24 protein-coding genes and 1 tRNA gene are annotated in these 26,283 nt (G+C 38.7%); 6 read left to right on the top strand and 19 right to left on the bottom strand.

Translation table 11 applies throughout. The annotated features are described in order from the left end of the window. Position 1: 1 nt before the first annotated feature. The gene (panC, locus tag LCM02_RS09770) at positions 2-844 is read right to left on the bottom strand and encodes a pantoate--beta-alanine ligase (protein WP_224928803.1); all 843 of its coding nucleotides are present in this window, start codon (positions 842-844) and stop codon (positions 2-4) included. A 102-nt stretch (positions 845-946) separates the two neighbouring features. Between panC and LCM02_RS09765 the strand changes: the two genes are divergently transcribed. From LCM02_RS09765 to glmS, 3 genes are all read left to right on the top strand, one after another. Next, positions 947-1,756 (top strand): glycogen/starch synthase, encoded by an 810-nt coding sequence (locus LCM02_RS09765; protein ID WP_224928800.1) that lies wholly within the window; start codon positions 947-949, stop codon positions 1,754-1,756. A gap of 29 nt (positions 1,757-1,785) precedes the next feature. After that, the gene (locus tag LCM02_RS09760; RefSeq protein ID WP_224928796.1) at positions 1,786-3,411 is read left to right on the top strand and encodes a DUF4270 domain-containing protein; all 1,626 of its coding nucleotides are present in this window, start codon (positions 1,786-1,788) and stop codon (positions 3,409-3,411) included. Positions 3,412-3,519: 108 nt separating this feature from the next. Beyond that, positions 3,520-5,373, top strand: a complete 1,854-nt coding sequence (glmS, locus tag LCM02_RS09755; RefSeq protein WP_224928793.1) for a glutamine--fructose-6-phosphate transaminase (isomerizing) — start codon at positions 3,520-3,522, stop codon at positions 5,371-5,373. A gap of 70 nt (positions 5,374-5,443) precedes the next feature. Here the strand turns inward: glmS and pth are convergent, their stop codons facing one another. The 3 genes from pth to LCM02_RS09740 form a co-directional block, all read right to left on the bottom strand. Then, entirely contained in the window at positions 5,444-6,010 is a 567-nt protein-coding gene (gene pth / locus LCM02_RS09750) for an aminoacyl-tRNA hydrolase (RefSeq protein WP_224928790.1), read from the bottom strand. A 124-nt stretch (positions 6,011-6,134) separates the two neighbouring features. After that, a complete protein-coding gene (locus LCM02_RS09745; protein ID WP_224928787.1) occupies positions 6,135-6,782 on the bottom strand; it encodes a 50S ribosomal protein L25/general stress protein Ctc in 648 nt (215 codons plus the stop codon). An 18-nt stretch (positions 6,783-6,800) separates the two neighbouring features. Next, positions 6,801-7,742, bottom strand: a complete 942-nt coding sequence (locus LCM02_RS09740) for a ribose-phosphate pyrophosphokinase (RefSeq protein ID WP_224928784.1) — start codon at positions 7,740-7,742, stop codon at positions 6,801-6,803. A gap of 212 nt (positions 7,743-7,954) precedes the next feature. Between LCM02_RS09740 and LCM02_RS09735 the strand changes: the two genes are divergently transcribed. Together LCM02_RS09735 and LCM02_RS09730 are read left to right on the top strand one after the other, a co-directional pair. Next, positions 7,955-8,038, top strand: a tRNA-Leu gene (locus LCM02_RS09735). Positions 8,039-8,275: 237 nt separating this feature from the next. After that, positions 8,276-10,555 carry a TonB-dependent receptor gene (locus LCM02_RS09730; RefSeq protein WP_224928781.1) on the top strand — a complete coding sequence of 760 codons (2,280 nt, stop codon included), beginning with the start codon at positions 8,276-8,278 and terminating at the stop codon, positions 10,553-10,555. Between the two features lie 57 nt (positions 10,556-10,612). Here the strand turns inward: LCM02_RS09730 and LCM02_RS09725 are convergent, their stop codons facing one another. The 3 genes from LCM02_RS09725 to LCM02_RS09715 form a co-directional block, all read right to left on the bottom strand. After that, complete coding sequence (locus LCM02_RS09725; protein ID WP_224928778.1) at positions 10,613-11,347, bottom strand: CPBP family intramembrane glutamic endopeptidase; 735 nt, start codon at positions 11,345-11,347, stop codon at positions 10,613-10,615. Between the two features lie 90 nt (positions 11,348-11,437). Further along, a complete protein-coding gene (locus LCM02_RS09720) occupies positions 11,438-12,415 on the bottom strand; it encodes a helix-turn-helix domain-containing protein (protein WP_224928775.1) in 978 nt (325 codons plus the stop codon). A gap of 207 nt (positions 12,416-12,622) precedes the next feature. Beyond that, a complete protein-coding gene (locus tag LCM02_RS09715; protein ID WP_224928771.1) occupies positions 12,623-14,224 on the bottom strand; it encodes a SulP family inorganic anion transporter in 1,602 nt (533 codons plus the stop codon). Positions 14,225-14,335: 111 nt separating this feature from the next. Between LCM02_RS09715 and LCM02_RS09710 the strand changes: the two genes are divergently transcribed. Beyond that, positions 14,336-16,168, top strand: a complete 1,833-nt coding sequence (locus LCM02_RS09710; protein ID WP_224928768.1) for a pyruvate kinase — start codon at positions 14,336-14,338, stop codon at positions 16,166-16,168. Positions 16,169-16,181: 13 nt separating this feature from the next. On the opposite strand, the gene LCM02_RS09705 is transcribed toward LCM02_RS09710, so the two are convergent. The 12 genes from LCM02_RS09705 to LCM02_RS09650 form a co-directional block, all read right to left on the bottom strand. Continuing rightward, on the bottom strand, positions 16,182-16,736 hold the full coding sequence (locus tag LCM02_RS09705) for a VanZ family protein (RefSeq protein WP_224928766.1): 555 nt from the start codon (positions 16,734-16,736) through the stop codon (positions 16,182-16,184). A 21-nt stretch (positions 16,737-16,757) separates the two neighbouring features. Next, entirely contained in the window at positions 16,758-17,477 is a 720-nt protein-coding gene (locus tag LCM02_RS09700) for a metallophosphoesterase family protein (protein WP_224928763.1), read from the bottom strand. Positions 17,478-17,521: 44 nt separating this feature from the next. Next, on the bottom strand, positions 17,522-18,547 hold the full coding sequence (locus LCM02_RS09695; protein WP_224928760.1) for an SMP-30/gluconolactonase/LRE family protein: 1,026 nt from the start codon (positions 18,545-18,547) through the stop codon (positions 17,522-17,524). A 16-nt stretch (positions 18,548-18,563) separates the two neighbouring features. Beyond that, positions 18,564-19,253, bottom strand: a complete 690-nt coding sequence (locus LCM02_RS09690) for an HAD family hydrolase (RefSeq protein WP_224928757.1) — start codon at positions 19,251-19,253, stop codon at positions 18,564-18,566. 132 nt (positions 19,254-19,385) lie between these two features. Beyond that, entirely contained in the window at positions 19,386-20,081 is a 696-nt protein-coding gene (locus LCM02_RS09685; RefSeq protein ID WP_224928754.1) for a DUF1349 domain-containing protein, read from the bottom strand. A gap of 31 nt (positions 20,082-20,112) precedes the next feature. Further along, positions 20,113-20,778 carry an SGNH/GDSL hydrolase family protein gene (locus LCM02_RS09680; protein ID WP_224928751.1) on the bottom strand — a complete coding sequence of 222 codons (666 nt, stop codon included), beginning with the start codon at positions 20,776-20,778 and terminating at the stop codon, positions 20,113-20,115. A 169-nt stretch (positions 20,779-20,947) separates the two neighbouring features. Beyond that, positions 20,948-22,285: a Gfo/Idh/MocA family protein gene (locus LCM02_RS09675; RefSeq protein WP_224928747.1), complete on the bottom strand. Its 1,338-nt coding sequence runs from the start codon at positions 22,283-22,285 to the stop codon at positions 20,948-20,950. An 11-nt stretch (positions 22,286-22,296) separates the two neighbouring features. Further along, a complete protein-coding gene (locus LCM02_RS09670; protein ID WP_224928745.1) occupies positions 22,297-23,106 on the bottom strand; it encodes a 3-keto-disaccharide hydrolase in 810 nt (269 codons plus the stop codon). 192 nt (positions 23,107-23,298) lie between these two features. Then, positions 23,299-24,789: a YfcC family protein gene (locus tag LCM02_RS09665; protein ID WP_224928743.1), complete on the bottom strand. Its 1,491-nt coding sequence runs from the start codon at positions 24,787-24,789 to the stop codon at positions 23,299-23,301. 84 nt (positions 24,790-24,873) lie between these two features. Next, on the bottom strand, positions 24,874-25,221 hold the full coding sequence (locus LCM02_RS09660) for a hypothetical protein (protein ID WP_224928740.1): 348 nt from the start codon (positions 25,219-25,221) through the stop codon (positions 24,874-24,876). Continuing rightward, on the bottom strand, positions 25,205-25,867 hold the full coding sequence (locus tag LCM02_RS09655; protein WP_224928737.1) for an SdpI family protein: 663 nt from the start codon (positions 25,865-25,867) through the stop codon (positions 25,205-25,207). Before LCM02_RS09655 ends, LCM02_RS09660 begins: the two co-directional genes overlap by 17 nt. Further along, positions 25,864-26,124 (bottom strand): autorepressor SdpR family transcription factor, encoded by a 261-nt coding sequence (locus LCM02_RS09650; protein WP_224928733.1) that lies wholly within the window; start codon positions 26,122-26,124, stop codon positions 25,864-25,866. Before LCM02_RS09650 ends, LCM02_RS09655 begins: the two co-directional genes overlap by 4 nt. Positions 26,125-26,283: the final 159 nt, after the last annotated feature.

The raw sequence follows: 26,283 nt of genomic DNA, 5'->3' as shown, positions 1-26,283 counted from the left end.
CTCAATTTAGGGCTATGTTGTCAATTAATCTTACATCACCGGCAAAAACGGCAATAAAGGCCCGGTAACTCATTGTTGGATCGAGTTTAGATACAGGTTTAAGACTCTCATTATCAGCAATTTCAAAATACTCCAGAACAAGTTCTTTGTTCTGGATGAGTTCATTTTTAACAAAACTTTTAACTTTTTCCAGGTCTCCCTGCTGAAACAGTTTTTTGCCTTTGAGCAGGGTTTGATAGATCTCAGGAGCCGCTTTGCGCTGGGCCTCATTAAGACGGGTGTTTCTGGAACTCATGGCAAGACCATCTGATTCTCTATAGATTTCTACCGGAATAATCTTTACAGTCAGTCCTTCCGTTTTAACCATTTGCCTGATGATTTGAAGTTGCTGAAAATCCTTCTCTCCAAAATAGGCATTATCGGGTGAAGTGATGATAAAAAGCTTCTTCACAATGGTGGCCACACCATCAAAATGGCCTGTTCTGAATTTCCCTTCCATTTCTTTGTCGAGTCCCTTGAAATCGAAAGATTCTGATTTGGTGGCTCCCCCGTAGATTTCTTCGATAGTAGGCGTGAAAACAAAATCACAGCCTCTTTTTTCCAAGGCATCAAGGTCTGATTCCAGCGTACTTGGATAATTGATAAGATCTTCTTTTTTATCAAACTGGGTAGGATTCACAAAAATACTGGCAATGACAATATCATTCTCTTTTTTAGCCTTGTCAATAATGGAAAGATGACCTTCGTGAAGTGCGCCCATGGTCGGAACCAGACCAACAGTTTTATTTTGGCTGTCTTCCGTCAGACTTTGCTGAAGAGATTTTATGGTTTTAAAAACCTCCATTGAGACGTTAAATATTGTTAATTACCGCTTCAAACTTAAGATTTTAATTCGAATTTCGCATATATTTTCGTAATTTTGCACCGATCCAAAACAGATTGATAAATGAAAGATAAGAGAATCCTTTATATTTCGTCAGAATTAACCCCCTATTTACCTGAAACTGAAGTGTCAAAAATGGCTTTTGAGGTTCCAAAGGAGATGCACAGCCAAGGTGCGCAGATTAGGATGTTTATGCCGAGATTTGGAGTGATCAATGAGAGAAGACATCAGTTGCATGAAGTTATCAGATTATCTGGTATGAATCTGATCATCAATGACATGGATATGCCATTGATTATCAAGGTGGCCTCTTTGCCTAAAGAACGTATGCAGGTTTATTTTATTGATAATGAAGAATATTTCAGAAGAAAGGCCGTGTTTACGGATGAAGAAGGGAACCTGTTTGCTGATAACGATGAGAGAGCTATCTTTTTCGCAAAAGGTGTGGTAGAAACTGTCAAAAAACTAAACTGGTCACCAGACATCATTCATATACATGGCTGGATGGCGTCCCTTTTGCCGTTATATTTAAGAGAATACTACAAAAATGATCCTCTTTTTGCTGACAGTAAAATTGTTACTTCGGCGTTTAATTACCAAAATTCAGGGGTTTTAAGTGGTGATAAGCTTATTGATAAAATCAAGTTCGATCAAATAGCTGAAGAGAAACTGGAATCTTTTTCCAAAGGAAATGGTAATAGTTTCGTTAAAGTTGCCATTGAGAATTCGGATGCGGTAATTATGGGAAGTGAGGAGTTAAGCGAAGAAATTTCTGAAGTAATTGAGAATCTTGAAATACCTGTCCTTGGGTACCAGCCCATCGAAGAGTTTTCAGACGCATATTCCGACTTTTATCTCAACAAAGTTTTATAATAAATTGCTTTAACATCCAAGAATAGTTTATGTCTAAAAGAATAGCCATTTTTAAAAATATTGGTATAGGATTGATATTTTTATTCGGAATCGTTTCGTGTGAAAAGGATCTTGAAGATATTGCCGTTGATCTCACGGGACAGAGACCCTTTGAGGTAGGAGATTCGATTTTTGAGGTTATTGCTTACCATCGAAATGTTGATTCCAACCGAGTGGATAATAACGAACCGGACAATGCCCAGCTGAATGCTCCATTAGGCCTTTTAGGAGTCAATTCAGATATGACCTTTGGTGCTATGAACAGTGATTTAATCTCTCAGGTTTTACTTCCTTTGACAGGTGCTGATTTTGGAGATAATGCCATTATTGACCGTGTCGTTTTGGACATCCCCTATTTTTCTACAAGGGATGGCGACCAAAGCGCTGTTGACCCTGCAACGGGATTACCTATTATAAATGAAGGCGGAGATACACTTAAAGTACCCAATTTCATCTTGGATTCAATCTACGGAAATAAGGATTTAGAGTATCAGATCGCAGTATTTGAATTGGGGACCTTTTTGAATTCACTTGATCCGGAGGACCCTACCAAACCAAAATCTTACTATTCGGATAAGGAGTATGAATTGAGGGATGAGCTATTTTCCGGAGGGTTCAAACCGAATCGAAATGATACTGTCTTATATGTTGAAAGACGTCACCTGGATGGGGATCCCACAACAGTAGATGACATTGACACCATTAAAACAGAGACGGCTGCCCCATCCATTAAGTTTGATCTGGATGAACAATTTTTTAAAGAAAGGTTCGTAGATCATGACAACCCTTTCGATTTTGAAAATAACGGAAACTTTGTTAGATACTTCAGAGGACTGTACGTTGATGCGGAAGGCTTTGACGGGTCTCTTTTGAATCTTCAGGTTTCCAATGCAAGTATGACCATTTATTACACCAATGATGTAGTGACTGATGAGCCCGACGATGAGGATTTAAATGGTAATGGGATAAACGGGGAAGAAGATGTAGTGGTAAAAACCAAACAAGGTCAACGATATAATTTAGGAGGGGTTCGAACCTCAAAGTATAATAGAAATTACACAGGTTCAGAAATAGAACGACCGTTGACGAATCCTGATACCGAAACAGGAGAAATAAATTTATATCTTCAGGGAGCGGCCGGATCTGAGATCATTCTTGAGGTATTTGATGAAGAGACGGTTGATTATCTCAGACAACAGAACTTTTTGATCAATGAGGCCAACCTTGTTTTCTATTTAGACGGGGATCAGAATGAAATCCCATCCCGATTACTTTTATATAAGTATGATTTTAATTCATTCGTGGATGATTTCTACAGTTTTAGATATGGGGCTGACGTGTTTGGCGGAGAGCTGGAATATGATGATGAAGGTAATCCTGAGAAATATAAATTCAGGATTACGGAATACATCAACAGGGTACTCAAAGGAGACGAACCTATTGCCATGTCAAGACTTGCTTTAAGAAACCTGGTGAATACCGATTTTCCCCAGGGAGCTGTTCGTGATACTACGGTTAGCGACTGGAACTGGATCCCAAAAGGTGTTATACTACACGGCAATAAACCAAAAGACAATCAAAAACGGATAAAATTGGAAATGTTTTTTTCAAAATAAATCCATATTTTCGTCAAATAATATTCCTGACAGTTTAAAGGAGTTCTCAACCTTTGCAATAGATTGTCAGGTTTTTCGTTTTTTAGATGAACTTAATACTCAAATAAAATGTGTGGAATTACAGGTTATATTGGTTATCGTGAAGCTTATCCCATTATTATAAATGGATTAAAGAGATTGGAATACAGAGGGTATGACAGTGCAGGAGTGATGCTTTATGATGGAAAAGAAATCAATCTTTCTAAAACCAAAGGAAAAGTTTCCAGCCTAGAAGAAAAGGTTCAAAAGGAAATCCCGGAGTCAGGATTTGTAGGTGTGGGGCATACAAGATGGGCAACACATGGAGTTCCCAATGATACAAATTCTCACCCTCATACCTCCCAATCGGGAAATCTTGTAATTGTTCATAACGGGATTATCGAAAATTACGATACCATTAAACAGGAACTTCAAAGCAGAGGATATGTTTTTCAAAGCGACACAGATACAGAGGTTCTTATTAACTTTATTGAGGAGATAAAAACAACTGAAAATGTTAAGCTGGGCAAGGCAGTTCAGATAGCGCTAAATCAAGTGATTGGTGCCTATGCCATAGCGGTGTTTGACAAGGCAAAGCCTGACGAAATTGTTGTAGCAAAATTAGGGAGTCCCATTGCTATTGGAGTGGGAAAAGATTTCCAGGAATTTTTTATTGCTTCGGATGCATCTCCATTTATAGAATATACCAAGGACGCGATTTATCTGGAAGATCAAGAACTGGCCATTATAAAAAGAGGTAGAGAAGTCCGTGTTCGAAAAATCCTGGATGACAGCTTAATCGATGCCAATATTCAGCAATTGAAACTGAATCTGGAGGAAATTGAAAAAGGTGGATATGAGCATTTTATGCTAAAAGAGATTCATGAGCAGCCCAGAGCGATTACAGATACGTTCAGAGGAAGGCTTCTGGTAGATGAAGCGATCATAAAACTTTCTGGACTCGAGAATAACATGAAAAGATTCCTCAATGCTGACCGGATCATTGTAGTAGCCTGTGGAACTTCATGGCATGCCGGGCTGGTTGGAGAATATATTTTTGAGGAATTTGCAAGAATTCCAGTGGAGGTTGAATATGCCTCCGAGTTCAGATACAGAAATCCGGTAATAACAGAAAGAGATGTGGTCATTGCGATCTCTCAGTCAGGTGAAACAGCAGATACTTTGGCTGCGATTAAACTTGCCAGATCCAAGGGAGCTTTTGTCTTTGGAATCTGTAATGTGGTGGGATCTTCAATTGCAAGAGAGAATGATTCGGGTGCATATACGCATGCTGGGCCAGAGATAGGAGTAGCTTCAACAAAGGCTTTTACAACTCAAATCACGGTTTTATTATTGATGGCTCTAAGGCTTGCTCGAGCTAAAGGAACCATGACAAGTTCAGATTACAGATTGCATTTACAGGAACTGGAGCGGATTCCGGAAAAAGTTGAACAGCTCTTAAAAATTGATGATAAGGTAAAAGGTATAGCAAGAGAATATTTATTATCGAGTAATTGCCTTTATTTAGGAAGAGGTTATAATTTCCCTGTGGCTCTTGAAGGAGCACTGAAATTAAAAGAGATCTCTTATATTCACGCCGAAGGATATCCGGCTGCCGAAATGAAGCACGGACCAATTGCTTTGATCGATGACAGAATGCCTGTTGTTGTGATAGCTACCAGCAAAGGTCATTATGAGAAAGTGGTTAGCAATATTCAGGAGATTAAATCCAGAAAAGGTAAGATCATAGCGGTCGTTACGGAAGGGGATGTAACAGTTAAGGAAATTGCGGATCATGTGATTGAAATACCAGAGGTAGAAGAAGCTTTTACTCCACTGCTGACTACCATTCCATTACAGTTGCTATCATACCATATTGCTGTTATGCGTAATTGTAATGTTGATCAGCCAAGGAACTTAGCGAAATCAGTTACGGTGGAGTAATTTTATGTGACTATTTGCTTACACGGTAAGATTATTTGTCAAAGAGGAATAGGATACCACGGTGAAGTAACTATTTTCCGTTAAAGGTATTCATGGTATTTGCAAGCCCTGCCAGGGCGAAGGAGGTAACGGCCTTTGATGACTTATCTATCCTTTCTCCTATTAAAGCGGATTCATCCTCATTCCAGCTTCCCAAAACGTGATCAACCTGACGTCCTTTACTATATTCATTGCCTATCCCAAATCTTAGCCGGGCATAATTTTGAGTTTGAAGGATCTCATTGATATTGGTTAGCCCGTTATGCCCCCCAGAACTTCCTTTACCTTTTAAACGGATGGTCCCAAATGGAAGGTTGAGGTCATCGGTTATCACAAGCAGATTTTCCAAAGGAATTTTTTCGATCCTCAACCAGTAATTAACAGCCTTTCCGCTTAGATTCATAAAGGTGCTTGGCTTCAGTAGAATAAAGGTTCTTCCTTTGTAGTTAAACCTTGCTATATCTCCCAGTTTTTTGGACTCAAATGTTGTATCTTCCTTTTTTGCCAGGTGATCAAGTATTGAAAATCCAATATTATGTCGGGTATTATGATATTTTTCACCAATATTACCTAGCCCTACAATCAGAAATTTTTTCATGTCAACCTCTTGTTTTCCCGGTCGAAAAAAGCCGAGAAGATTTTTTATGAAATTCATGTTCTAAAGATAAAAAAAAGCTTTTCGAATTTCGAAAAGCTTTTTTTATGAGTCGATCTAACTGAAATTATTCAGCGGCCGGAGCTCCTTGTTCCGCAGAAGCTTCAGCTCCTTCAGCTCCTTCAGCTGCTTCTTCTTCGTCTTCATCTTCTCCTTCAGCTGCAACCACCAGTCTAGATACTCTAACTTGAGCCACAACCGTATTTTCAGGGTGAAGAATAGAAAATTCATCAGAAGCCAGTTCTGTTACATACAATTTGTCACCAATTTTCAATTTTGAAATATCAGCATTGATGAAATCCGGAAGATTAGCCGGAAGTGCTCTGACCTTTAATTTTCTGTAAGGGTTACGAAGGTTTCCACCTGCCATAACACCAGGAGAATTCCCGATCAGTCTTACAGGGATTTCCATTGTAACTTCTTTTGCCTGATCTAACTGATAAAAGTCGATATGCAAGATTTTATCCGATACCGGATGAAACTGAATGTCTTGTAAAATAGCTTCAAACTTTTCACCACCTTCAAGTTCAATCGTTGCCGTATATACATTTGGAGTATATACCAATTTGCTGAATGCCAACTCTTCTGCTGAAAAGTGCAAAGCCTGGTCTCCTCCGTATAATACGCAAGGTACCTTTCCAGCATTACGTAAGGCTTTGGTCGCTGCCTTGCCCACGCTTTCTCTTTTAGATCCTTTGATTGTAATTGATTTCATTTTTCTATATTAATTATTTTACATTATAAATTTACCACTGATGGATGAATTGGATTGAACCATCTTCATCACGTCCGCAAATAAAGGGGCGCAAGATACAACTTTTATTTTAGAACTTGTCTTTTTAAGAGGAATAGTATCTGTCACGATAAGTTCCTTTAAACCAGACTGTTCGATCCTTTCATAGGCGGGACCCGAAAGAATTGCATGAGTTGTAAGTGCTCTTACGCTCAAAGCTCCTCTTTCCATCATCACATCAGCTGCTTTTGTTAAGGTTCCGGCAGTATCTACCATGTCATCAACAAGGATAATATTTCTCCCTTCAACATTACCGATAACCTCCATGGTGTCAATAACATTTGCTTTTTTTCGCTGTTTGTAACATATGACAACCTCACATTTCAGGTATTTGGAATAGGCATATGCTCTTTTTGAGCCTCCCATATCCGGAGATGCTATGGTGATATTGTCAAGATTCATGGCCTCAACATGTGGAAGAAGAATTGTAGAGGCAAATAAATGATCCACCGGAACTTCAAAAAATCCCTGAATCTGATCGGCATGCAGGTCCATTGTCATAATTCTTGTCGCACCTGCAGCATGCAGCATTTTTGCTACCAGCTTAGCTGCAATTGGAACTCTTGGCTGGTCTTTTCGGTCTTGTCTTGCCCATCCAAAATAAGGCATTACGGCTGTGATATGCCTTGCCGATGCTCTTTTTGCCGCATCGATCATTAGCAGCATTTCCATCAAGTTGTCATTTGGAGGATTAGTGGATCCAATCAAAAAAATACGACGACCTCGGATTGATTCTTCAAAGCAGACCTGGTACTCACCGTCACTAAACATGGTTTTACGAACCTTTCCAAGTTCCATTCCATAGGAACTTGCAATTTTTTCCGCTAATTCAACACTTTGGGAACAAGCAAAAATTTTTGGGGACAACATAGCAGATTGCATAAAGAATTGTTTTATAGAAGTTTGGACTGGTTTAAAATGGTTGCAAAATTAACCAATTATTTCCATTGCTGAAATTTTTAAGTAAAGAATTTAATCGAGTGTAATGGATACCTTATTAATTTGGAAATATCTTGATGAATTGGTTTTTATTTTGACCAAAAAGATTATATTTGCAAGCCCAAAATTATACTATTTTGGTCACTCTACTAGAGGCCTTGGTGGCGGAATTGGTAGACGCGCTGGATTCAAAATCCAGTGATAGCAATATCGTGTGGGTTCGATTCCCACCCAAGGTACAGATTGAATCCGTAAATGCTCCTTAGTAGGCATTACGGATTTTTTCATTTAAGAAATACATGTTTCTTAGTGGAGCAGTCTATTCATTTTTCTTGTACTTTTTTTTATAACGCAGAGTAATCACGGATTAAGGGAAAATGACTCTCGGATTAATCCCTTGAAATAGAGATCTTTTTTTGTGGAATAATAAAATAGAACCCTATTTTTGTTTGTAAAATTACTGTGATTCAGAATTAATGAATGATTTTCTTCCAGAATCTTTGACTTGGAAAAAGCTAGTTGTATTTGCTTTTTTTGGACTCCTGTTGGCTTGGATTCCAGAATCGGTATATGGGCATCATGTTATTAAAGGCAAGGTAGTTGACAAAGTTAACAACTCACCTCTTTCAGGAGCAAGTGTTACAATTAAGGACAGCTTCGAAGGGACGATCACCGATGAGTGGGGTAGTTTTACTTTAACCACTGAACATGATGAAGGAATTCTTATAGTGTCATTCCTTGGTTACAGGACACAGGAAATTAGCTTCAGTTCCCATCAAGGTTTGATCAATGTGCTAATGGAGACAGACGCCATAGATCTTGAAGATGTATACATCGATGGGTCACATGTAACACCTTTATCAATTGCACAGATCGATGTTAACATCAGAAGCGTGAACTCTTCTCAGGATGTGCTTCGTGTAGTGCCAGGGTTGTTCATTGCTCAACATGCAGGCGGAGGGAAATCAGAACAGATATTTCTAAGGGGCTTTGATGCTGATCATGGAACGGATGTAAATATTTCCGTAGATGGATTGCCGGTAAACATGGTATCTCAGGCACATGGGCAAGGCTATGCTGATCTGCATTGGGTAATCCCTGAATTGGTTCATAATATTGAATTCGGAAAAGGGACCTATTATGCTGAACGTGGAGATTTTACCACAGCTGGTTATGTCGAGTTTAAGACCTTGGGTTTTCTGGATAAAAACATGATAAAAGTAGAAGGAGGTCAGTTCAACACTGCGCGAACCGTGGGTATGTTCAATCTATTGAATGAGAGCCTTAATGAGAAAAGGAACGCTTTTGTGGCCATGGAATACTTTACCACGGACGGGCCTTTTGACGATCCCCAGAATTTAAACCGATTCAATTTTTTTGCCAGATATAATGAGGCCGTCAATCAATCAAATATGCTGAGTATCTCGGCCTCTTTATTCAATAGTAGTTGGGATCAGTCGGGTCAGATTCCTCAATCTTTGGTTGAGGACGGCAGCTTATCCAGATGGGGCTCCCTCGATCCTACCGAAGGTGGTTCGACCTCGCGAATGAACTTGTCTGCCAAGTTAAAAACCCTATTTGATAATGATGGTGTCTTGACTAATCAGATCTATTTCACCCGATATAATTTTGATTTGTATTCAAATTTTACGTTCTATTTGAATGATTCGATAAATGGGGATCAAATAAGACAAAAAGAAAGTCGAAATCTAATTGGTTATAACGCTTCCTACAAGAAATCATTTCTTTTTGCTGGAGAAAATAAGATAGATACTGAGATAGGAGCAGGGTTCAGATTGGACGACATTGATGATAGCCAGTTGCTCCATACCAAAAAGAGATATGAGGTGATTGATACGACCAATTATGGGGATATTAACGAGCAAAACTTGAATCTATTCGGTAAAATCACTTGGCAAAAGAAGAAGTGGATGGTTAATTTGGGGCTTCGCTTTGACGCCTTTGGTTTTTCATATCTGGACAAGACAGAAGTGGATAAAATAAAAAGCTCCAAGACACAGGCGATAGTCAGTCCTAAATTAAATGTGGCTTTTAATGCAACGAATCGTTTTCAATTGTATTTGAAATTTGGTCAGGGTTTTCATTCTAACGATGCTCGGGTGGTTACGCGAAATGACAGTTTACCCACATTGGCAAAAGCTCAGGGAGCCGATTTTGGCTTGATCTGGAAACCTTCTCCCCGTGTGATTCTCAATACCGCGATATGGCAGATGAATCTTGAGTCAGAAATGGTTTGGTCCGGTGACGCGGGAACCTGGGAGCCCAGTGGTCGAACCAGGCGGGAGGGAATCGATTTTAGCCTGCGTTGGCAGGTTGTTGACTGGTTGTTTTTTGATACCGACATCAATTATTCATTAGGTCGTTTTGTTGACGAACCTGAGGGCTCAAATTATATTCCTTTGGCACCTGAATGGACCTCGACCGGGGGATTCACTCTCAATTCGATTCGAAACTGGTCTGGTTCCGTTCGATATCGTTTTATGAGTGATCGACCGGCCGACGAAATTAATTCGGTTACCGCGTTCGGATATACCGTTTTCGATACAAAGATAAATTATGCTCACAGAAATTGGACCTTTGGTATTTCTGCAGAAAACCTCTTCAACACAAAATGGAATGAGGCACAGTTCGCAGGCGACTACAGGGTGAGTCAAACCTCAGAGCCGGAGTATGGACTCACCTTCACCCCGGGAACTCCATTTTATTTAAAAGGAAGTGTTCGATATCAATTTTAACCTTATCCGGCAATAAATTATGTCCATTTGAAAACCTTCCTTTTTCTAGCCTTTGAATCAACTATTCTGCAAGAATAAGGGCACTAATAATAAAGTGTCCATATAAGCATGGGCCAGTACCAGGATCCAGAGGTTTTTGTATTTCAAATAGAATATACCCATAACAAGTCCCATCATTGCCGTTGAAACAATTCCTGTTGGACCCCATTCAAAATGAACTAACCCGAAAATTATCGAACTGAATATCACTGCCAGGATCTTTCCAAATGTTGAATCTAAACCGAGTTCGGTGAAACGGTTAATTAGGAATGCACGATAAATAACTTCTTCGCCGAATGAGGAAACGATATAAACCCCGCACAGAGTCAAGATGAGCATAAAAATATTGTTTAGGTATGTATAGTTACTCATATCCGCGCTCTCAGGCATTCCTGATATTTGGGACATCATAAAAGTTCCCAAAATATAGGCTGAGATTCCCAGTACGAAGACCAACAAAGAACGAGAGAATACCCGGATTCCTTCTTTGGAAGTAACCCTTCCAAAGGTAAGACCAAAATCGGCCCATTGTCTTCCACGAAGCGTATTGCCCAGCCAGATCAGCAGAAGCATTAAAACATTTATGCACCAAATGATTCCCAATTTTAATAAAACATTTTCTCCGGCTAAAGGTTTCAAAATCACAAATAATGAAAAAGCTGAAGAAAAAATCAATAGTATCTCACCGATGATGGCTAACTTACTTTTGTTTAAAAGATTTCCTATGGTTGATATGTGACTTGTTTTTTCCATTTGAGTTTGATTTAAAATTCATATTTATACAGCAAGTATCTGAACTTTTTAAATCAAAATGGACCGATATCATGATCTCGAACGCATTTTTTATATCGTTTTTCGAAACTCGGTAGGAGTTTGTCCTGTTTCTTTTTTAAAGGCTGTGTTGAAGGAAGATTTGGAATTGAATCCCACGTCGAACATGACTTCCATGACTGTCATCTTATCGTCTTTGGCTTCTTTAAAGATATGTTGAGCTTCTTTAATCCTGTAAGAATTGATAAAATCAAAAAAACTTTTATCAAAGGATTGATTGATCACCTGGGAAAGATTTTTACTGGATATGGAAAGTTTTTCAGATAAATCCTTCAGACTGACTTCGGGATCAAGGAACGTTTTCTCCGTGTTGAACAGTTCAATTAACCTTTCTTTATATTCTTTTATTTGTGAGGAGGTCAACTTTGACCCTTGATATCTGGATGTTTCTTTTTGATTTATACCGGAAAAAATTTCGGGTTGCCTTAACGCATCAAGAATCACCTTATTCACAAAGTAAAAGATAAAAATCAGCAGGAGGATCAAGGTGATCAAAAACACAGTCATGTTATTTGCCAGGGGAATAAAGTTGTGCACAAAAGATATAATAGTAATCAGGACAAAAGTGTTTAAAGCAAAACTGAGCCAGTCCAGATTGATCTTCTCTATCTGAGAATATTTATTCTTAATGACCTGTCGGTACTTCCATAATGACCTATAAGTCATAACCATATAGACATAGAAATGAAGGTAAATCAGAATACTTCCCAGGTAAAACTGCCATGGTAAATCACTACTGATAAATTCAGCTGATGTTTTCGGTGAGGGATTTCCTGCAACAAAGAGAAATAGCGTAAGTAACAGATAAGGTATCAAGTGAAGGAGATGTGTTTTGGATAACTTAAAATCCTTAAATATTACGCCTTGTGCATATATATAGATTATTGGGCCGTAGAGAAGAAAAAACCCGCTGTCGATCACCTGCAGGAAACCCCAATTCAAAATTACATCATTCATTTGCAAGGTAAGATCCCCCATATTCCAGGCCATCAAAATAAAAATACTTCCAAGCAGTAGATTATTTCGTCGGTTTCCTTTTTTGTTTGAGATTAAAAATAGACCGACAAACAAAAGCTGAAATGAAATAAGAAAGGAGAGATATGAAATGAGACTCAGGTCCATCGAATCACATGAATTGATTGTTAATCACAAGGATTGGTTATTCTTTTCCTAAATCGAAAATTTTAAAACCGGTTTTTAGCCGGATTTATAGGCCTTGTTCCCTTCAAAAAACTCAAGATAGCTTTTTAAATTAAGAAACTCTCCGGATTCAGAAACCAATTTGATGGAAATATTTCTTTCTTTTGCTTTGACCGTAAAATCATCCAGAATTTCTACAATATCATGGTCCAGATAAACTGTGTTTCTGACATCCAAAACCAACTGTGAGTCATCAGGAAGGTTCTCCAATTCCATAAGAATCGCCCCTTTGTTAAAAAATGTAACCTCTTCGGCAAGTGCCATTTTAATAACACCATCATCAATATCCTCTCCCTCTTTGTGGAGAAAATGACTGTTTTTATAGCTTTTGAACAAGATCACTATGATTCCTGCAAAAAGCCCCATACCAATACCTACTAACAGGTCTGTGAATACAATTCCTATAACCGTAATCATAAAGGGAACAAACTGCTTCCGGCCTAATTTATACATTTTCAAAAATGTACCTGGCTGTGCCAGTTTGTAGCCTACCACTAAAAGTACTGCAGCTAAAACTGATAAAGGAATCATATTTAAAACCGTTGGTATGATCAAAACACACAATAACAATAATATTCCGTGCATGATGGTTGAAAGCTTACTGCTACCTCCCGATTGTATGTTAGCCGAACTACGCACAATTACCTGTGTAATGGGCAACCCTCCGATCATACCTGAAACTATATTCCCTGCTCCTTGAGCAAATAATTCACGATTTGTTGGAGTTACATTTTTACCCGGATCCAGTTTGTCAGTTGCTTCCACACTTAACAGAGTTTCTAAACTCGCCACCAATGCAATAGTAAAGGCAACGATCCATATTTCAGAATCCATAATTGCACCGAAATTAGGTTTTGTAAACACACCTAAAAAGGCTTGTAAATCTTCTGAAACCGGTACCTGAACCAGATGATTTCCGGTAATTTGTAATACAGGGTGGTCTTTGGTTAGTATAAAGAAAACAATTCCAAGTACCACCGCAACCAAAGGTCCTTGAACCAATTGAAAAAACCTTCCTTTTTTGGAAAGCACCTTATCCCAAAAAATTAAAACAGCTAAACCAATTATACCTATCAATGCGCTTCCGGGTCTGATGTGATTAATTGTGTTGAATATGGCCGTAAATGTATTCTCACCATCTGCCTCCATAAAAGCCAAATCACCCTGGTAATCCGTATCATAGCCAAAAAAGTGGGGAATCTGTTTTAAAACAATAATGATGCCGATTGCAGTGAGCATTCCTTTAATTACAGAAGACGGAAAATAATATCCAATGACCCCGGCTTTTAAAAATCCAAGAACGATTTGAAAAATACCGGCCAGGACAACAGCAACTAAAAAGTTTTCGAAGCCGCCTAAAGTACTGATGGCACTTAATACGATAGCTGCCAAACCTGCAGCAGGCCCGCTGACACCTATTTTAGAACCGCTGAGGGCACCAACAAGTATACCTCCAACTATTCCGGCTATAACACCTGAAAACAAAGGAGCTCCGCTTGCCAATGCAACTCCCAGACAGAGGGGTAAGGCGACAAAGAATACGACAACACTCGCCGGGAAATCGTTTTTAAACTGAGTAATAAGGCTGGTTTTTTGCATTTTGATTGGTTTATTGATGTTTTAAAGATACAAAAGCTAGGAATTTATCATGAGAATATTATGTAATATAAAATTTGGGTAGTAAATTTATAGTACCATAAATTGTTGATTATGCGTTTCTCCAAGGATAAATTACAAGAGATTATTACTGCACTTAATTCGATAATTGAAACAGTTTATGAATTTGAAGATAAGTACGAACCTAATCTCAGAAATGTTCATCCCAACTATGCCCAAAGTGCAAGGAACCTGGTCCATTATTTGGCTTTGCGTTCCTTTAATATCAACATCCTTCAGCAAAAACTGGAAGACCTTGGCTTGCCCATTACCCTAGAATCTCAGGACAATATTTTATTGAGTATAATCAGTCTAAGAGCGATTGTTTACAGCCTTCTCGATTACCGATTCACGGAAGAGCAGGAAATAGCAATGGATAATCAAAGGGTCAGAGAATTAAAGGAGCAAAATTCCATCGCGCTTTTTGGCTCGATTAATGAAAAAAGAAGAACGGCTATTTTGGTTACCCAGCCAACTGAGGCTGCTACGGATGAGAATTTTGTGAAGATCCTTTTGAAACAAGGGATGGATTGTGCGAGAATAAATTGTGCACATGACGAGGAAATTATTTGGAAACAGATAATTGATCGTATCAGAAACAATGAGAAAGATTGTAAAATCATGATGGATTTGGGAGGCCCGAAAATCAGAACCGGGAAAATGAAACCAGGACCAAAGGTGATTCATATCAAGCCCAAAAAAAATTCTTTGGGTCAGGTAGTGGAACCAGCAAAGATCTGGCTGGCCCCATATGGAGTTAAGCCTCCCAAAGATGTGGATTTTGATGTGGCCATTCCAGTAAACAAAAAATGGCTGCGCAAAACTAAAAAAGGATCGTATATTATTTTTAGAGATTCGCGGAATAAAAAATGTACAATACATATTGAATCCAAAGAAGATAAAGGTCGCTGGGCTTTTTGTAAAGATTCTGCTTTTGTTACTTCGGAGACCGTTTTAAACGTATTCCTGGAGAAAAAATCAAGAAAAGAGATCCATACACTTCAGGAGTTGCTGCCTTTAGATGAGGTGATCTTTTTATTTGAAGGAGATTCACTGAGGTTAGATAAGAAAGCTGTTCTCGGTGAACCTGCTGTTTATGATGATGAAGGCAATTTATTGGAGATGGCTCATATTTCCTGCACATTGCCAGAGGTCTTTGACCATGTAAAATCAGAGGATCCGATCTATTTTAATGATGGTAAAATAGAGGGGATCGTTCGGGAAATTCATTCTGATCACTTAGTCATTGAGATCACGGGAGCGAAAAAGAAAGGAGGCAAATTGAAAGCCGATAAAGGAATTAATTTACCAAACAGTGCCTTGGGCTTAAGAGGTTTGACCAATAAGGATAAGGAAGACCTCAAGTTTGTTGCGAAACACGCTGATGCAGTGAATTTTTCATTTGTTAATTGCAAAGAGGACGTAGAAGAATTGCTTGATGAACTAAAGAAATTGAAGGCCGAACTCGGAATCATACTGAAAATTGAAACGAAGGAGGCTTACAGAAATTTACCAAGTATTTTATTAAAGGCAATGGAGAATTTCCCCATTGGTGTCATGATTGCAAGGGGTGACCTGGCCATAGAAACAGGCTGGAAAAATTTTGCCATCATTCAGGAAGAAATCTTACAAATGTGTAATGCTGCTCATGTACCAAATATCTGGGCAACACAGGTATTGGAAAATCTGGCAAAAAAAGGTATACCCACAAGGGCAGAAATAACCGACGTTGCCATGGCCCAGCGAGCCGATTGTGTTATGCTTAATAAGGGCCCATATATAGTGAAGGCCGTAAGGATGCTGGACAAAGTTTTACGTAAGATGCAAAGAATTCAAAAGGGTAATGTGACCATTTTACCTAAACTCGAGTTTTCAGAGAATATTTAAGGGAGCGATGATTTTATTCGGTTTTTGAGATCTTTCTTCGTATCGTATCCACAATAACCCGTGAACCCACGGCAAGAATAGCCGCAAAAGAATTGAAAATGATATCCTTGATATCGAAGAACCTGTTCGGGACCAGTAATTGAAGGGTTTCATCAATTAAACCCAAGGCCGAAGTAAGGCCAATGGCGAGGAGGGGTACCTTCCAAGGCGACTTTGATTTTTTTTGCTTTTCAAGAAGCGCTTCATGGATTAGAATGGCCAGAATACAGTACTCAATGAGATGACTTCTTTCTGGGAGCCCAAGCCTGAGCAGAAACATACTAAACAAGGTAAGTAACGACAGCCATAATATCAAGCTTAGTTTATCGGAATTTTGTCGAAAAGCATGAATGGCAATTATCGCAGCGACCAGAAGCATTCCAAAAATAAAAAATCCGGCCTGTATATTCTGATTGGAAAATAATTGAAGGAGAGGTTGTCCCAGGAATAACATGGAAAGAATTAGGATCCAGCAGATCAAGGCATACAGCCATAATTGTTTTTCTTTTTTTGAGGAAAACAGATTCATGTTAATTCATATTGCCATTAATTATGGACTATCCTTTGCAATGGAAACAGTTTCAGATGTAATTGATTCTTTGTTAAGGGTGATAATCCGGTAGCCAAAGAAAGAGGCATCGATATCAATTTCTTCTGCGTCCTTTATTACCTGAAAAACTGAGCTTAAAGTGATCACCTGTGTGATCTTACCTACCTTTTTTTCATCATTCATATGATAATGACCACTAAAAATTTCTATATCTTTTGAGGAATCTGCCAGAACCTCATAAAGTTCAGCCCTGTTTTGAAGAGGATGCCTGCGGTCTATGGGGGTTTTAACCTCAAGAACAGGATGGTGAATAAAAATGACTATTTTGAGTTCTGTCTTTAATTCATTTGACAGCCAGATCAATTGATTTTTACTCACCAGTTTGGAAGAAGAATCCAGAAAAATGAATTTATAGCTTTCCAGGATTTTACTGAAATACAACTCTCTGTTATCTTTCCCTCTTTTGTAAAACTGACTTGCCTCTCTATACGCGTCATGGTTCCCCATGATGACATCATAATTAAAAGGCTCAAGGCTTTTAAAAAACCAGGAATATGCCTTTGGAGCACCGATATCTCCGCCGAATATAACCTTATCGATATTTCTCTTTCGTATGTCAGTAAGAATACGTTTCCAATTCAGTTTTGGATCGACCCCATAAATTTCCGGATTCTTTTCATCCAGATGAAGGTCACAGATAAAGGCTATTTTAGTATTCACTTTTTTTAAGGTTAAACAGTTTGTATTCTGGTTTATCAGGCTGCTTATTTCAGATTCAAACGGAGTACATAACTGTTGGCAGTCATGAACAAGCTTGAGTGATCTCCGTTGAAAGCCACATTCGAGGTAGCCTGGCCTGTTAAAAGTGTACCCAGATGAGATCCTTCTTTATTAAAGATCAGCACCCCTCCGGGTCCAGTGGCAAAGACAAATCCCTTGGGGTGTACCTCTAAGCCATCTGGCAATCCTTCTCGTTCGGAAGCTAATGCCTTTGAATCGAAGAATAATTCTTTCGACTTTACTTGTCCCATTGAGTCCAGATGATATGAATTCCAAATCGGATTTTCGGGATCTGAGTTCGCAACATATAATATTGACTCATCGGATGAAAACCCAATTCCATTCGGCCGGCTTAATTGATCATCGACTAAAGTCAGTTTACCTGATTTTTCCAGCCTGTAAACTCCCTGAAAACTCAGTTCTTTTTCAGGATCTTCCATTCTACCCGCCAATCCATAGGGAGGGTCGGTAAAAAACAACTGACCATTTGAGTGATATGCAGCATCATTCGGACTGTTTAATTTTTTATTATCATATACATTTACAAGGGAAATATATTCGGGTTTTGGTTGGTTCAAGGGGCTGTTCATTCTGGCTACCTGTCGATTACCATGTTGACATAATACTAAATTTCCTTCTGGATCAAGGAGTAAACCATTAGCCCCGGGTTCTGAGCCTTTATAATTTTCTCCGGTAAATCCTGATGGATTTAAATAAACTTCAACCCCATCTTTTTCTGACCAGCTGTACACTGTATTTCTCGGAATATCAGAAAATAAAAGCTTTCCCTGTTCATCAAGCCATAAGGGGCCTTCCGTCCAGTCATGGCCTTCAGAAAGAATTTCAAATTTGTTTTCCGGATTCACAATATTTAGAATTTCCTCATCAAGGATCTCAATGGTAGCCGAATCAAGATACCTTTTCTTCGCTTCACTCTTTTTAGGTTTTTCTGAACAAGAACCAAACAGTAAAGTCAGAACAACACCTGTGGCTAAAAATATTCTCATCATTTGATAATAGGTTGTTTTAGAGTATAAAATCAATGACATGCTCGATCGTTTCTGCTTCAAAAAATTTAGGGTTATCAATTTTGATATCTACTTTTTCATAGGCCCAGGTTGTGTGGTAAGGAACATGTATGGCATATCCTCCAAGATCGAGAACAGGCATCGCATCAGATTTAACGGAATTACCAATCATCAGAAAGTCTTCCGCTTTGCAATCGAGGTGTTTCAATAGCTTAGCATAATCCGATGGTTTTTTATCACTCATGATCTCAATATGATGAAAATGTTTTTCCAGCCCGGATTTGATCAGTTTCCTTTCCTGGTCAAGAAGATCTCCTTTTGTGGCCATTACCAGCCTGTAAGATCCATTCAATTTCTTTAGTACATCTTCAACCCCATCGAGAAGAATTACGGGTTTTTTTAGTAATTCCCTTCCTAAATCCACAGCTTTGTTGACCAGTTTAATGTCGGCATTGTTATTGGTGATGCGACCAATGGTTTCAATCATACTGAGAATAAAACTTTTGACGCCATAACCGTATAAATCAAGATTGTCCATCTCGGTTTTGAACAATTCTTTTTGGACACTGTGATGGGGAAGAAAGTCTTCAAGCAAGTTGCTGAACTTTTCTTCAGCCTCTCTAAAATAGGGTTCATTGATCCAAAGGGTGTCATCAGCATCAAATGCAATAACCTTTATTTTTTTCATGATGTATAGCGCTTTTATAAATAATTATTCGAGGATACCCGAACATTCATTTCAAAGATAAGCATTACTTTCTCTAAGATATAAACGATTAACAGAGTTTGGGAAAAGAATATCCAGAAAATGCAAAAAAGACTATTCTCCCTTTCTAAGGTCCTTTACAGTTCTCGACTCAATCCCAAAATAAAGAAATTCATGTAAGGCTTTTTTGCCTACCGGGCACTGGGCCTCTAATCCTATTTTTACCGAAGCAGCCTCATTCATTGCTGCTAATCGGCACATTTTATAATCAATTCCATCCAGGGACCAATGCAAGGCGTAAATATCACCCTTCCTGATCATTTTAAGCCAGATTTCATCGTAATCTTTTAAAATAGCTCCGTTGGCATCATCAGATACGTTCCGGGTTACAACACTGACTATGCTTTTCCCGGTAGCATCAGAGTTTTCAAAGGCAAATTTGATCCAATTGTATTGATCAATCATCATAAAAATTGCCCCTGCATTCCATTGTGAAGAAAAATCCGGACGCAGCTTCAAAACAGCAACAAAGTCACCTTCCATATCCTTGAAGAGAAAAGGTGCGGTTGAGGTTATTTCTCCGCTTTCCGGATCATTGAAAAAATCAGTTCCTTTCAGGGCTTCAATTTTAAGTTTACCCTTTGTCAATGAGAAATTTTCGGGCTTATTAATCCAGTTCAGTTCAGTCTGGTCCTTTGCATTGAGACTTATGAGCATATTATCTTTAAGGGTTGAATGGTTTTCTTGAGCCTCTGCATAATAAAAGAAAATAAGTGAAAAAAAAGCCAGGCAGGTGAAAATTGAATTCATTTTTTTCATGGGAGAAATATTTAAGTTCAATTTAAGAATTTGGGAACAAACTGTAAAAAATTATTTCAGCTGCCTGCAGACTTCCTTTTTTAGAGGGATGAAATCCGTCGGGGCCGTAATATTCATAACTCCTCGATTCATCAATATATCTTTTCCATGTTTCACCAACCGGGCATAAAATCGCATTATTGAGCTCTGAAGCACTTCGATAATTTTCAATAACACCATCAAAAGTTTGATAATAGGAAAGAGTAGGCCATACCATAAACACGCCTAATTTACTTCCCCCTTCCTTGCAAAGATGGGCAATCCTTTTTGAGGCATCTAAAAGTAACTTTCTACTCTCTGGTTGTGAGGAGGGCCCTTGTTGAATGATTACAAAATCATAATTGTTTTTAATTATTTCTGTTTGAATCTTTCCCTGATTCAAATGATCAATCAATGCATAATTGGGATATGCGATCATCTGCGTTTTGATCTTTATATTCTCTTTTGAAGCTTTCTTTTCGAGTAGTTTGGGGAGATTGTTCGTATAAGTGAGACTGTTGCCTATAAATAACACAGTGTAGAAACTCTTATCATTTTCAGTTTCTTTTTCCTGTCCGGAAATATGGAAATTAAATGACAAGATTAGAACTCCGATAAAAATAATTCTACTTCTCCTCAATTCCATGAATTTGTTGAGCTGTCCTAACATGATTCTAAAAATTTCCTGTTTCTTTTACCGCCCCGAAATTTTCCAAAAAATCTTTTCATTCATTAAAGGTTTTCTGCATCTCAGAGGAAATCAACAACAAGGATATTCCCAGGGTAAACCCCAATCCCGAAATACTTCAATTCGAAGGATAAGAATAAAAAAACACTTCCTAAAATTTCCTGTAAGGAGCGTCTAATAAGGCATTGGCTTCTTCTTCTGCAAATTGCGCTTTTTCACTGTCCCAATGCAATGTTTTATTAGGGAACCTTCCGGCAATAACCCCCAGTAAAATGGTTTCAATTAACCTTGAAGCATAAGAAAACGGTGCACTGCATTCGTCCTTGCCCAGACAAGCATCCACAAACTGATGATAATGTTTGTTGCTTTCTACTCCATAATCGCCGGTTGGAGGCCCCAGAGCCTCTTTGTCCTTGACCAAAGACAGGTCAAGGTCAACATATTCACCATTAACAATATGTCTTGGTAATTGCATAAAATGCGGAAGCAACAGTCTTCCTTTTTCTCCAATAAACATGGCTCCCTGATCAGGTAATTTATCTCCGCCCGGCAGTTCAAGGTCCTTATGCCATTCAGGGGCACTTAATCCGTCATTCCATATCCAGGTCAGGGTATCGGTGGTATACCTGGTGCCCGGGAATTCATAGGTTACCACATTATTTTCAGGAAAGCCAAAACCGGTAGGTTTTCTGCATTTATTTTTAATGGTCCTTGGAACATCCAGATTAAGGGCATTGTAAGGTGTATCAAATATATGAACCCCCATATCACCTAAGGTACCACAGCCATAATCAAGAATTTTTCTCCAGTTGGAGGGGTGATAGTGACCTTCCTTATAATCTCTTTCAGGTGCCGTCCCCAGCCACAGGTTCCAGTCCAGATTGTCAGGTACAGGATCTGATCCTTTAGGTTCGGGTCCGTCATAGCCCCAATTTTTATTGGACCATGCCCTGACTCTTTCCACCTTTCCTATGATCCCGCTCTGAATCAATATGGTTGCAAGCTTATAATCATAAAATGAATGAACCTGGATCCCCATTTGCGTGATCAGATTCTTTTCCCTTGCCATTTTGTTCATAGCTCTGGCTTCTGTCACATGATGTGTCAGAGGTTTCTGGCAGTAAACTGGCTTGTTCAATTCCATGGCCATCATGGAAGCCGGTGCGTGTGCATGGTCAGGTGTTGAAACAACAACGGCATCTATTTTATCAGCCATTTCATTTAACATCAGCCTATAATCAGCATAAACAGATGCTTTAGGATGCATTTTACCAGCTTTTGCAAGTAAATCAGCGTCCACATCGCATAAGGCAACTACCTCGACGGCTTCATGTGCAGTCATGGCCTTGAGGTCTTCAATACCCATCATCCCTAAACCGATATGGGCCGTTCGTAATCGTTTATCATTAGATAGAGCCCACAAGGGAGAAGGAAGGAAAGCTCCCATTGTCAATGCCGCTGTACTTTTTAAGAAGTCTCTTTTTTTCATGAGTATAGGTTTTATAATTTTCTGATTTTTATGTTTCTGAACCATATCGGGCTGGAATGATCCTGGAATCCGATATAACCCGTTTTAAAAGATCCGTAAAGATCTGCATCTTTCCATTTTCCTGCATTTTTCTTGGCATGCCATTCTTCATTCCAGGGAACAAATGAAACCAGCTTTTTGCCATTTAGCCAGTGTTCTACTTTTTCCGGCGTAAAAATGATTCTGGTTGAATTCCATTCTCCAACAGGGTGCAATACTTTTTGGGAGTCATCGGCTGGATGCATTGCATAATCCGAACCTGTTTTCTGCCAATCCTGAAGGTCAGCCAGGTTTTCTTTAACACCCATACTTTCATTGTATCCTGTAAGGTCGTGAATTGAGGCATAATTTTCATCATCGATGAGCTGATATTCAGGAGAAATGTCTGGTGGGCCCGCTCCTGGAATTCCTTCCTTCAAGTGATAAAAGATACCGCTGTTTCCACCTTCAGGAATTTTCCATTCAACATAAAGTTCAAAGTTGTCGAACTCCTCTTTAGCATAGATAATATCTTTGCCTCCGGTATAATCCTGCTCCAGTCCAAGCTCTGTATCGAAGGTGAGTACACTGTCTTTTGCCACCCATCCCGGTGGAAGTTCATCTCCATTATAGGCTCTCCAGCCTTCTGTACTTACTCCGTCGAAAAGGTACACCCATTCTTCGGATTTTTCATCAGATGGAACCTCCTTAAGTAATGGTTCCGGACTTACTGCTTCTTTGTTTTCTTTTTTACATGCTATTAATAACACCATTAAGAGAAAGAAATAAAAAATATGCTTCATAAAAGTTAATATTTCAAGGATTTAGAAAATAATTCTTCTTGTAAAAGTACGAATCAAAATGTATTTTTTAGCCCTGGATTCTCCATAAAGACCCCCTTCTTAGACAGACTCCAAAATACAAGGGTTGAATAACAAAATTTAAAGGGCAAGTTACATCAATTTTTCCCAATCCGGTAAAACCGAAAATAGGGATCATAAATAAACCAACATTGTCAAGAGGACCATAGTTACAAGAATCAAAATAATAAACAGGGGCATGACAAATTTCAGCCATTTATCAAACCCTACTTTTATTATAGCAAGTGAAGCGAGAATCAAGCCCGTTGGGTTAATCAAATAAAACAGGCCCATTCCGTATTGATAACAATTTACAATTATTTCTCGGCCAATTTGAACCGAATCAGCCAAAGGTGACATGATTGGCATGGTTAGAACGGCCATTCCTGAAGAAGAAGGAATAAAAAATGACAGTCCTGCATATACAAAGAGCATAGCATTGGTAAATACTCCTTTATTCATTCCTTCAGTGAGCGAACTTGCATAATAAAGCATGGTGTCACTAATCAGCCCGTCATCCATAATTACCGATACCCCCCTGGCAATACCAATGATAAAAGCTACGCCAAGTAATTCTGCCGCTCCTTTTGAGAATGATTCAACAAAATCCGTTTCCTTGATCTGACCGACAAATCCAATGAGAATCGAACCGACGAGAAACGTTGCCGTCATTTCAACAAACCACCAGTCAAGCACCGATACTCCGACAATCATGATGATAAAACTCATTGAAAAGATCAGGAGAATCAATTTTAACCGTAATGTTAGTTTTAAGGAATGATCAAGACCTTTGAAATGATTGGAGGCAGATTTTTTTTCCTCGAAAAGAAGAGAGGATTTCGGATCTTTTTTGACCCGATTTGCATAACGAATGATATAAATTATGGTAATCACTAGGCATGTCAACAGCATAATGATTCTTCCATTCAAGCCCGTGGTCCAGTTAATTCCAGCTGCATCAGAGGCTATGATCACCGAAAAAGGATTTATTGTTGAGCACATTGTGCCTATTGCGGAGCCAAGAAAGATGCTGGCCAGCCCCACCATTTCGTCGTATTTTGCTGCGAGAAAAACAGGGATTAGAATTGGAAAAAAGGCCATGGTTTCTTCGGCTAATCCAAAGGTTGTACCCCCTGCAGCAATTAGTACGGTTACCATAATGATCAGTAAATATTCCCTGCCTTCTAAATTCTTGGCGAGCCAGGAAATGCCGGCATCAAATGCCCCTGTTTTATTCATAATACCGATGAGCCCTCCTATAATCAAAACCAAAAAAATGATATCTGCTGCTTCTATAATACCTCGTACCGGAGATTTTACAAATGCCGCAAAGCCCTGTGGTCTTGCCTCCAGACTTTTGTAAGTATTTGGTATGCTTATCGGTTTGTATATGCTACCGCTGGTAAATTTTTCCAAAGGAATAAGAATGTCTAGTTTGTCTAATGTTTCCTGAGAGGCAGGAATTTGAACTGATCCTTCAGAACTGATTCGTTCAAAAATTTCTTCATCTGAATTGTATTTCAAGGTATCGTATTTTCCGGCCGGTACGATCCAGGTAAGCAGGGTGACAAGGCCCGCAATGGTAAATAAAATTGTTTGGGCGGTTGGGAAACGAAATTTTTTCATTTAAAGCGGATGAACTATTGTTTTAGATGATTGGTTATTCCGCAAGATACATTTTTCCATGATCCAAAATTTGTAAAGAGCGCATCATTTATCATTTTGGAAGATTTTTAATAACACGAAAGACCCAATTCCGCCAAGCAGGGACATTCCAAGATCAATAAAGTCTAAAGCCTGATTTCTCATTTGCCAGAATTCATAGGCCAGAGATCCGGCTATAACCATAAGAATAACCAACCTCGGGTGCCTGAATTTTTTGACAAGTAAAAGTTGAGAAAAACCGATGACATAGAAGAAACTTGGTGCCCCGTCAGATAGCCCGAAATCATTTACCTGATGCTCATATGCAAAGGGTCGGTAAATTGTTTTTGCTGCAAAGCCTGCCAGGACTGCCAGCAGCCCAGCAATGAAATGATTTTTATTGATTTCGTTCATTGAGGTTAAGGTTGCGAAATTTAAGATAAGAATAGACTACAGGAATTATAGTTATTAGAATAGTTACTATTAGAAAAAGGTTAAAACTGGCCTTTTTTTCCAAAATCAAACAGGACAAGACGATAATCAGTCCTCCGATGAACCAGATCTTACCTGCGAGTTTGTGTGTCTCCTTCCAAACCGTTTCATTTTCAAGTGTCCAGGGAGTTTTGATTCCAATAAAATAATTGGATCGAATGGTTTTAAAGAAATTGCCCAAAACAGTGAAGAGCACACCAACCAGTAAGAGGATGTAATTTGGATTGTACAAAGTTTCATGCATGGAAGCATAGATGATGATCATGGCAAGGACTGACATAAAAAGTGTGAGGACAGTTTTTAGAGCATCATATTTTCTACCCATTTTATAGATCTTTTGCTTGGGATCGATTTTAGGGATGATCAAAAAAAGGACATAGATAAAAACGGGTAAGAGGAAAGCCACAAGGATGAGTTCTGACTTGTTGCCGTAGCGATCTATTTCCCCATTGATGTCCCAATGAACAGGAACCTTCTCGGGTAATTTATCCCAAACTACATACAGATAAACAAAAGGCACAAGTACGATACCAATGAGCGGAAGTTCTTTTTTTAAGGAAAAGTTCATGATTTATTTTTTAAAGTTAATATCCAAGAGATCAAGTCCTCAAGAATAGTAGTATTCAAAGAGTAATTGACAAATTGCCCTTTTTTTTCGCTGCTTATTAATTCGGCTCTTTTCAAAATGTCCAGATGATGAGAAATACTGGGTTTTGACATTTCAAAATGAGCAGCAATTTCCCCGGCATTAAGATCCCTGTCTTTGAGCAATTCAATGATTTGCCTGCGGGTGTCATCATTAAGAGCTTTGAATAATGAGTTCATATAGATACTTATATAATTAGACAAATATCTAAATAATAATTAGATTTTCAAAATATTTGCCTGAGAAATTACATCTCAAAATGATCATAATATGGGATAGGGTCCTTGAATTCAATAATTTAACTGGAAAGTCTCCTCCTTTGAATATAACATTTGTAG

Source organism: Lutimonas saemankumensis, assembly GCF_020171465.1.
Taxonomy (GTDB): Bacteria; Bacteroidota; Bacteroidia; order Flavobacteriales; family Flavobacteriaceae; genus Lutimonas; species Lutimonas saemankumensis.
The sequence above is the reverse complement of the archived record's forward strand: the minus strand, read 5'-3'. Positions and strand labels throughout refer to the sequence as shown.